Here is a 536-nt window from a genome sequence, read left to right as displayed (position 1 = left end):
GGGGGGCGCGGGTGAGGGGGCCGGGACGGGGCCTGCTGCTCGCGCTCGCGCTGCTGGGCGGCGTGCTGGGCGGTGGTACGGGCGCCGAGCCGGTCGTGGAGGGCCGGACCCTGCGCGAGGAGGACGGGGCGACCCTGCGCTGGACCCGGACCTTTCCGGAGGCGCTGGGTGATCTCAGCGTTCCGGCGACCCTGGGGGGTACGGTCTATCTGGGAGTGGGTCCTGTCGTGTATGCCTTCGGGTCCCGGGGGCAGACGCTGGCCCGCTACGACCTTCCGGCGCCCGTGAGTAGCCTGGACTCCTCCGGCGGCACCCTGCGGGCCAGCGTGCGGGGGGAAGGCTACGAGGAACGTTTTACCCTGACGCCGGTGCAGGGCGGGGGCGGGGTGCAGGAGCGGGTGGTCCTGGCGCCCGACCCGTGGGTGACCGGCTGGCTGCGCCGGGCCGCCGCCCTGCCCGCCGAGGAGGCGCTGGGGCAGGCGGTGGCCCAGGACCCCCTCAACCCCTTTCTCGCGCTGCGTGAGGCGCGGGCGGCG

1 pseudogene is annotated in these 536 nt (G+C 76.3%); it reads left to right on the top strand.

The features are described 5' to 3' along the window. A pseudogene (locus QOL99_RS17510) lies at positions 1 to 536 on the top strand (hypothetical protein); the annotation flags it as partial.

This window comes from Deinococcus rhizophilus (assembly GCF_030271215.1).
Taxonomy (GTDB): Bacteria; Deinococcota; Deinococci; order Deinococcales; family Deinococcaceae; genus Deinococcus; species Deinococcus rhizophilus.
Note: the sequence above shows the minus strand (reverse complement) of the source record. Positions and strands in the feature narration are given on the sequence as shown.